This window comes from Rhizobacter sp. (assembly GCF_031412075.1).
Classification (GTDB): domain Bacteria; phylum Pseudomonadota; class Gammaproteobacteria; order Burkholderiales; family Burkholderiaceae_C; genus Rhizobacter.
This window is the reverse complement of record NZ_JANOCG010000573.1, coordinates 1-7,245: the sequence shown is the minus strand read 5'-3', so window position 1 is coordinate 7,245 and position 7,245 is coordinate 1. Positions and strand designations below refer to the sequence as shown.

The window sequence follows — 7,245 nt, the reverse complement described above, 5'->3', positions numbered from 1 at the left end:
ACCAGCACGGTGACGCCGGTTCAATACCGTGTCTCTGAGGGCTCGGTGCCGGGCGTCTCGACGCTCGCAGCGCTGGTGGCTGCGTATCCTGTGCCAGCATTGCCCACGGCGGTCAACACCGCCTCGATGGCGCGCCTGCATTCGCCGGCTGGCTGCACCGTCAACCCTTGCCTGGCCGAGGGGCTGCGTGTCGCATTCGGCCCGTCGTCCACCGCGAGCTACTACCTGTGCGACTACGACGCCAGCAATGGCGCCATGAGCAACTGTGCGGCAGCAGGCTCCGGCACCTATGCGCTGGGTGTAGCACTCGATGGCGTGACACCGATCATGAGCTTCTCGGGGCTGCCGGCGTCGACCAACGTGCAAACCTTCACCCGAGTGTTCGTGCAGCGCAATGGCGTCGTCTACTACGGCTGGAAGGACAAGATCGGCCAGAGCACAACCACGACGCGCCTGAACAAGATCGCGTTTGAAGCCGTTGCCTCACAGCTCGGCATCACCGTGCCGACGATCGATGCGACGCCATCGGCCTACATCGGAACCTGGGGTGCGGCGTATGCGGGTGGTGACACCGGCTCGTGCACGTCCGTGTCGATCGATGCCACTGGCTACATCTTGGGTTCGTGCACTTCCACCGGCCTCGGCGGCAGCTTCACGGTCAGCGGGCGAGTCTCGTCGACCGGTGTGGCCAGCTTCACAGCCAGCGGCGGATCGAGCAGTGGCGCGAGTTTCAGCGGCAGCTTCACAGCAACCTCGGCCTCCGGCACCTGGACCCAGCCATCCAACAGAGTCAGCGGGACGTGGTTGGCGACCAAGCTCTGACGCGTTGTATGTCAACAAAAGGCCGGGCTGAGATGCCCGGCCTTTTTTCATTTCACATCACGAGCAACGAGCAACGCGGAAATCGCTGACGCGGGTGCTGCTGGGGTTGGCGCAGGCAAACGACGTGTAGCGGGTGTCGTTGTCCATGAAGCGCTTCATCCAGGCCACACCTTTCTTGCCGATCAAGGCCTGGTTGCTGTTGCCGCTGTTGGCGCAGGAGTGACTGCCACCGTTGATCTCCAGGTATTGCTTCGGGTTGCGCGACATGCTGTTGTACATCGGCGAGGCGTGTGAGCCGGTCGCTGCGATCGAGTCGTTTTCGCAGGCGAAGATCAGCGTGGGCACGGTGACCGACGAGAAGTTGGTCGAGCTGTTCCACGGGGCTTGCGGTGCCGCAGCCTTGATCGAAGGGCGGTTGTCCGCCGAGATCAGCGAGCCGCCGCCGCCCATCGACCAACCCATCACGCCCATGCGCGTGGTGTCGACCTTGTTGTAGATCGGGCTGCTGCTGGTGCGAGCCAGCGTGGCCACCTGGTCCAGCGCGGCCAGCTGCTGGCGCGAACGGCTGGCAGGCTGGTCGAGGGTGGAGTTGGTGTCGATGGTGATGACCACGAAGCCGTGTGAGGCCAGGCGCGGGCCCCACCAGTTGATGCTGCTCTGGCGTGCGGTGTAACCCGGCACGATGGCGATGGCACCGACCGTGCCGCCGGCGTTGGTGGGGTAGTACACGGTGCCTGCGCCGTAGCCGCTCGGGCGGCTCACGGTGAACGAGCTGGTGGCGAACGGGCCGCGGCTGGCTTCGAGTGACGCTGTGGTCGGTGCGGGGCCGCGCTCAAACGGGTTTTGGGCGGAAGCGGCTGCCGAAAGAACCAGGGTGCCGACGATCAGCGAAGCCTTGGCGAACTGGGTGATGCCTTTGTAGGTCATGTTTGTCTCCTGTCAGTGTGAAAACCTGTGTGAAACCCGTTCTGCTTCGAACTGAACTGCAGCTGGAGCGGCGGGCGGAGACATTTTTAAACCACCGTGCACTTTTATCATCATCGCTTTCCACTGCGCTTCGGATCAAGCCTTTGGCGAGGTTTTGTGCTACGCGCGCTGGCGGAGTGGCGCGCAGGCGATCGCGCCCTGGCGTCGGGGGCAAACCCGGGTGGCCGGGTCAGGGGTCTGCGGGTGTACGCGGGCTATGCTCGCGCCTCTTTTGGTGCTCTTCTTCGCTCATGGCTGACATGCTCAAACGTTCATGGTGGGTGGTGCTGGCGGGCGCTGTCGGGGTGGTGGCGCTGGCGTACTGGCTGCTTCGCTCGCCCGACGAGCCCGAACAGACGCCCGACGCCGTGGCCGCCGCGGCGCAGGCGGCGGCGAAGGCGGGTGGATCAGCCGCCTCGGGCGCGGGAGGCGCGGCGCCCTGGGTGGTGACGGTGTCCGACGCGATGGGCGCGACGATGGACGCGTCGCGCCTGTTCGAGCTGGGGTTTGCCGGCGGCCTGGTGATCGACAAGGACACCCGGGCCTCCATCGAAGCGCTGCTCAACTCCATGCCCGAAGACCTGTCCGACGCCGATCTCGCGCGCCTGGAGCGCACGCTGCGCGAAGGCCTGCCCAAGGAAGACGCCGAAAAAGCCTTCAAGCTGATCACCGACTACCGCAGCTACACCCAAGACATTCGCGATGAGATGCAACCCAAGGGCATCCCCGGCAACATGCAGGAAGCGCGGGCGTTCTTCGACCAGATGGAAGCAGTGAAGCGCCGGTACTTCGACGAAGCCACCGCCAACGCCTTGTTCGGCCAGGCCGACCTCTACGCGCGCCTGAGCATGGAGGCCATGTTCGTGCAGCAAGACATCACCCTCACCGACGAGCAGAAAAAGGCGCAGCTCGATGCCTTGCGCGCCCAGTTGCCGGCCGACCAGAAGTCGTTGATTCCGCTAGACGGGGCGCCGCCCGCAGCGTCTCAGCCCGCGTCTTGACGGGGTGCGGCCTCACCGTCGCGCAGGACAATCCGCACGAACTTCGGGTCGCGGCTGAACGACGGGCTCCTGCCGTACCAGCGCGAAAAGGTGCGTGAAAACTGCGGCGAGTCGGAAAACCCCGCGCCGTAGGCCACGTCGGTGAGCGAGCGTGGGGTGTACAGCAGGTCGTACATGCGGCGCTGCCGCTGCCAGCTCTGGTAATCGCGCAGCGACATGCCCACCACCTGAGAAAACAGGCGCGACATCGCCGCGTTGGAGCGGCCAAACAGGCGAGCCAGCTCGTCCAGGCTGAGCTTGGGGTTCTGATCGAGCAGGCGGATCAGGCCGAGCGCCTCCGGGTCGGGCGCAGGCGCCGGTGGCAGCTGGCGCGTGGCTTCGGCGACGGCCAGCTCGAACACCTCTTCGGCCTGCGTGAACGACGCGTCGCCCTTGACCATGGCGTCGAGCATGAGATCCAACTGGTTGAAGGCGTGGCGATCGAGCGCCACTGCGCCGGGGTGGTGCATGGCGCAGAAGATGTGGAAGGCCCGGTGCGAGGGAAAGATGTTGAAGCTCAGCAGCGGCACCCCGTCAGCCGCGAGGCCGCGCGCCACCAGCGGCGGCACCACCATGGCCTGGGCAACGACGGTCTTGCCGCCACGCAGGCTGACCTGGAAGGGCGTGTAGTCGGCGCTCAGCAGCAGCACCGCCGAGTGCCGCACCGTCATGCTGCTGGAAAGCTGGTGGCCGGTGTACACAAAGCCGTAGTACCCCAGCACGTAGGAGCAGTCGCGCACCACGCCGGGTGGCGATTCAGCCGGGCCGGAGACGGCCGGTGTCACGGGGTCGGGAGGTCGGGGCATGGGCGTGGCCTGAAACAGGCGTGCACAGGAGTCACCATATTCGCTGCACGATCGTGCAATAACAAGCCAGGGAACCCCGTGGTCCGGCTTGGCCGACGGCGACCGCGGCGCCGCGCGGGTGCAGCGTGTCGCGCTGCTTAGCGCTTTCCAGCTACGTTCGGGTTCAAGCCGCGGCGGAGCTTTTGTGTTACGCGCGCGACTCGTACACCGGCGTCTGGCCGCGCGTCGATGTCCCCGTCGCCGTCAGGGCCGCGCCACGCGATGCCGACTATGCTCAAGCCCCCTCGCGATCCCTCTGAAACTCATGGTCGAAATGCTGAAGCGTTCGTGGCTGGTGCTGTTGGTTGGCACGGTGGCCGTTGGTTTGGTGGTGTACCTGTTGATGCGCTCCCCGTCTCAGGCAGAACAAACGCCTGCCTCGTCGTCGGCAGCCACGGCAGCAGGCGCTGGTGCCCGAAGCGCTGCCTCGGTCGCGTCGGGTGCGGAGCCCTGGGCGGTCACGGTGGCGGATGCGATGGGCGCCACGCTCAGCGCGGCGCGCCTGTTCGAGCTGGGGTTTGCCGGAGGGCTGGTGATCGACCGCGACACCCGCGCGTCCATCGAAGCCCTTTTGAACTCCATGCCGGAGGAGCTGTCCGAGAAAGACCTCGCCCGGCTGGAGCGCACCTTGCGAGAAGGCCTGCCCAAGGAAGACGCTGAGAAGGCGCTGAAGCTCGTTCGCGACTACCGCGGCTACACCAAAGACGTGCGCGACGAGATGCTGCCCAAGGGCATTCCCAACAGTCTGGAGGAATCGATGACCTTTTTCGACCAGATGGACGCCGTGCGCCGCCGCTATTTCGACGATGCCACCGCCAACGCGCTGTTCGGGCCCTACGACGGCTACGCACGCATCACGATGGAGGCGATGTTCGTTCAGCAGGACGCAACGCTCACTCCCGAGCAAAAGAACCAGCGCCTCGATGCGCTGCGCGCCAAGCTCCCCCCGGAGGAGAAGGCGCTGATCCCCAGGTACGTGCCCGAGCCGGCGACCCCGGCCTCCGGTGCTTGAGCGGTTTCAACGCGGCCTGGTCTTTGCCCTGCGTCGCCCATGAAAAACGGGCCAGGGAAGCCCTGGCCCGATGATTCTTGACATCAGTGGGCAGCCAAGCTGCCCCTGGCCGTCAAGAACAGTTGGCGGTGCGAAAGTCTGAGACGGCCGAGCTGTTCGGGTTGGCGCAGGCGAATGGCGTGTAGCGCGTGTCCTCGTCCATGAAGCGCTTCATCCAGGCCACACCCTTCTTGCCCAGCAGGCCGGTGTTGCTGCCACCGTTGGCGCACGAATGCGAGCCGTTGTTGATCTCGAGGTACTGCTTGGAGTTGCGGGTCATGCTCGTGTAGAACGGTTCAGCGTGGCGGTTCACAGGTGCCGTGCTGTCACTCTCGCAAGCCAGGATCAAGGTCGGAACGGTCACCGACGAGAAGTTCGTGGTCGAGCTGTTCCATGGGGCTTGGGGCGCCGCGGCCTTGAGGGTGGGGTTGTCTCTGGCTGCCAGCAGTGTGCCGCCGCCGCCCATGGACCAACCCATCACGCCCAGGCGTGCGGTGTCGACTTTGCGGTAGAGCGGGCTGCTGCTGGTGCCCGCGAGGGCGGCCACTTGGCGCAAGGCGGCCATCTGCTGCGTGGCGCGGCTGGCGGGCTGATCGAAGCTCGAGCGGGTGTCGATCGTGATCACCACGAAGCCATGCGAGGCCAGGCGTGGGCCCCACCAGTTGATGCTCGATTGACGGGCCAGGAAGCCCGGCACGATGGCGATGGCGCCGACCGTGCCACCGGCATTGGTGGGGTAGTACACCGTGCCAGCGCCGTAGCCGTTCGGGCGGGTCACGCTGAACGAACTGAAAGCGAGGGGGCCGCGGCTGGCCTCGAGGGCGGCGGTGGTGGGGTCCGGCCCACGGGCATACGGGTTGGATTGCGCAAAGGCGGCTGCGGACAGCAGCAGCGAGCCCGCGACCATCGCGGTGTGGGCGAAACGGGTGATTCCCAATGTGAACTTCATGTGTGTCTCCAATGTTGCATTGCTGACGGGCCCGGGGATCCGCGCTTGTGGTGCGCGGTATCGCGGCGGGTCGTGCATCTTTGTGCCCGCGTCTGCTTTTGTTCATTGGCGATTTCCACCTGCGGCTCGAATCTAGCGATGGCGCGCCATTTGTGCTAAGGATTGCGCCTCGGGCGGGGCGGGTTCACGGTTCGGCGGGTGAGTCATCGTGCGCCTCGTCGCCGGGCCCCAGCACGCGCACAAATTTCGGGTTGCGGCTGAACGACGGGCTTTGCCCGTACCAGCGCTGAAAGGTTCGCGAGAACTGCGATGAATCCTCGAAGCCCGCGGTTTGCGCCACGTCGGTCAATGAGCGGTTGGAACACAGCAGGCCAAACATGCGGCGCTGTCGCAGCCACCCGTGGTAGTCGCGCAAAGACATGCCGACGGCGGCCGAGAACACGCGCGACATGGCTTGGTGCGACCGCCCCGTCTCGCGTGCGAGTTGTTCCAGGGTGAGTTCGGGCCGGGCTTCAATCAAACGAATCAGCTCCATCGCCTTGGGATCGGGCGGCGAAGCCGGCGGCATCTGCCGCACCGCTTCGGCGATCGCGTGTTCGAAGGTGTCTGCGGCATCGGTGATGCGCCCCGACCCTCTGAGCAGCTCGTCGAAGCTTGCGTCCAGGTGGCTGAACGCATGCCGGTTCAACTCGAGCACACCCGGTCGTTGCAGCGCGCGAAAGAAATGAAACGCGCTGTGCGAGGGCATGATGTTGAAGCTGAGCAAAGGCACGCCACTCGCATCCAGGCTGCGGGTTGTGCGCGGCGCGACGACCACCGCATTGGTTTGCAATGTCGGGCCGGCCTCGAGTGCAAATTCGAAGGGCTGGTAGTTGGCGCTCAAGAGCAGCACGGCCGGGTGCCGTGTCGTCAATGCGCTGGCCACGCGGTAACTGGTGTAGACGAAGCCGTGGTGACCCATCACATAGGAGTTGTCGCGCAACTCTGGCTTGCGCTTGTACTCCGCACGCACGTGGGCACCGGCCGAGGTCGATGGGGTCATGAGAGCCTCCTTCGCTTGAGCGGAGGCGCATGATTGCGGCGTGCTGTTTCAGCGGCAAGACAGAAAACCCTGAGCAAGGGTTTTATGGCGCAAGAAGCGACTCATTTGGCGTGTCCTGCTCTCACGCTTCGTTGCATGTCGGGGCTGCGAGAATCCGGTCATGACTGCGACCTCAACCGTGACCCTGATCCGCCCCGACGACTGGCACCTGCATGTGCGCGACGGTGCTGCCCTGGCCGCCGTGGTGCCCGACACCGCCCGCCAGTTCGGCCGCGCGATCATCATGCCCAATCTCAAGCCGCCGGTGACCACCACAGCGCAAGCCTTGGCGTACCGCGAGCGCATTCGCGCGGCCGTCCCGAAAGGGGTGAGCTTCGAGCCGCTGATGACGCTCTACCTGACCGACAACCTGCCTCCGGACGAGATCAAGCGCGCCAAGGATGCCGGTGTGGTGGCCCTCAAGCTCTACCCCGCCGGCGCCACCACCAACAGCGACGCGGGCGTCACCGATTTGCGCAAGACCTACGCCA

General features: G+C 65.5%; 7 protein-coding genes and 1 pseudogene. 4 read left to right on the top strand and 4 right to left on the bottom strand.

Translation table 11 applies throughout. From position 1 onward, the window contains the following. Positions 1-822, top strand: a pseudogene (locus tag RMO40_RS21210) (hypothetical protein); the annotation flags it as partial. A 57-nt stretch (positions 823-879) separates the two neighbouring features. Here the strand turns inward: RMO40_RS21210 and RMO40_RS21205 are convergent. After that, entirely contained in the window at positions 880-1,749 is an 870-nt protein-coding gene (locus RMO40_RS21205; protein WP_309725553.1) for a poly(ethylene terephthalate) hydrolase, read from the bottom strand. Between the two features lie 290 nt (positions 1,750-2,039). Between RMO40_RS21205 and RMO40_RS21200 the strand changes: the two genes are divergently transcribed. Beyond that, positions 2,040-2,789 (top strand): lipase secretion chaperone, encoded by a 750-nt coding sequence (locus RMO40_RS21200; protein WP_309725551.1) that lies wholly within the window; start codon positions 2,040-2,042, stop codon positions 2,787-2,789. Here RMO40_RS21200 and RMO40_RS21195 read toward each other — a convergent pair. Continuing rightward, complete coding sequence (locus tag RMO40_RS21195) at positions 2,774-3,634, bottom strand: helix-turn-helix domain-containing protein (protein WP_309725549.1); 861 nt, start codon at positions 3,632-3,634, stop codon at positions 2,774-2,776. The two genes, RMO40_RS21200 and RMO40_RS21195, sit on opposite strands and share 16 nt — an antisense overlap. A gap of 88 nt (positions 3,635-3,722) precedes the next feature. On the opposite strand from RMO40_RS21195, the gene RMO40_RS21190 reads away from it, so the two are divergent. Further along, on the top strand, positions 3,723-4,685 hold the full coding sequence (locus tag RMO40_RS21190; RefSeq protein ID WP_309725547.1) for a lipase secretion chaperone: 963 nt from the start codon (positions 3,723-3,725) through the stop codon (positions 4,683-4,685). Positions 4,686-4,797: 112 nt separating this feature from the next. Here the strand turns inward: RMO40_RS21190 and RMO40_RS21185 are convergent, their stop codons facing one another. Both RMO40_RS21185 and RMO40_RS21180 read right to left on the bottom strand, forming a co-directional pair. After that, positions 4,798-5,673, bottom strand: a complete 876-nt coding sequence (locus RMO40_RS21185; RefSeq protein WP_309725543.1) for a poly(ethylene terephthalate) hydrolase — start codon at positions 5,671-5,673, stop codon at positions 4,798-4,800. A 184-nt stretch (positions 5,674-5,857) separates the two neighbouring features. Then, complete coding sequence (locus RMO40_RS21180; RefSeq protein ID WP_309725541.1) at positions 5,858-6,715, bottom strand: helix-turn-helix domain-containing protein; 858 nt, start codon at positions 6,713-6,715, stop codon at positions 5,858-5,860. 160 nt (positions 6,716-6,875) lie between these two features. Between RMO40_RS21180 and RMO40_RS21175 the strand changes: the two genes are divergently transcribed. Then, a partial coding sequence (locus RMO40_RS21175) for an amidohydrolase family protein (protein ID WP_309725540.1) occupies positions 6,876-7,245 on the top strand: 370 nt, incomplete at its 3' end.

Coding starts and splice junctions, on each gene's coding strand:
- RMO40_RS21205 (WP_309725553.1), bottom strand. CDS start 1,749: ATGACCTACAAAGGCATCACCCAGTTCGCCAAGGCTTCGCTGATCGTC.
- RMO40_RS21200 (WP_309725551.1), top strand. CDS start 2,040: ATGGCTGACATGCTCAAACGTTCATGGTGGGTGGTGCTGGCGGGCGCT.
- RMO40_RS21195 (WP_309725549.1), bottom strand. CDS start 3,634: ATGCCCCGACCTCCCGACCCCGTGACACCGGCCGTCTCCGGCCCGGCT.
- RMO40_RS21185 (WP_309725543.1), bottom strand. CDS start 5,673: ATGAAGTTCACATTGGGAATCACCCGTTTCGCCCACACCGCGATGGTC.
- RMO40_RS21180 (WP_309725541.1), bottom strand. CDS start 6,715: ATGACCCCATCGACCTCGGCCGGTGCCCACGTGCGTGCGGAGTACAAG.